General features: G+C 43.8%; 1 pseudogene. It reads right to left on the bottom strand.

Features of this window, described 5'->3' with window-relative positions:
• Positions 1–280: pseudogene (locus CIK04_RS29495) on the bottom strand (alpha-amylase); the annotation flags it as partial.
• Between the last annotated feature and the right edge of the window lie 354 nt (positions 281–634).

Consider the following 634-nt stretch of genomic DNA (forward strand, 5'->3'; position numbering starts at 1 on the left):
GGAGCTCGGTCACCATGTTCTGAAAATCAGTGGTGTTGCCAAGTGCGTTATCAATCACGCGGTAATCCTGTGGCTGGTAACGCTGCCACCACTTGGGTGACTTGGCGCTGCGTAGCGGCGGAGAAACGAGCACAGATCATCAACCCAGTCTCTGAATTTTTTTTGCCTGTTTAGCGATATCGGCATATTTCCAGTCAAATGCATGCAAAATTACGTTGGCTTTGCTGGTCGGCAAAGCGTGTTGTGCTTGATTCATTTTCTTCACATCACCTTTAGTCATCGTTCTTTTCTGTACGAGTGAATTCAATGACTGAAATTCACTAAAAGGAGTCCGCCCGCCGCCCTCCCCCTTTGCAAACGAGTTGTAAGGGTGAATGGAAAGGCGTAGTGACTCCTTTTCATCAGCGTATGGTGGAAAAATCATAAGCCATTGAATGGAGAAAGGAATGGCAACTTAGTTAACATACTGTTTTAAATATAAAAAAATCAAACCATACTCTATATCTACTACTTATTTCCATACGCCTTTATGCCAAAGCAAACCCAAGTTGTCTACCCTTGCCTACACGTTTTCTCTTTTCTTGTTCATCGATGCAGTAAATGCCGCACAAGTCACACTCGGTGAGAATACAAA

The sequence above is a fragment of the Vibrio sp. 03_296 genome (assembly GCF_002265885.1).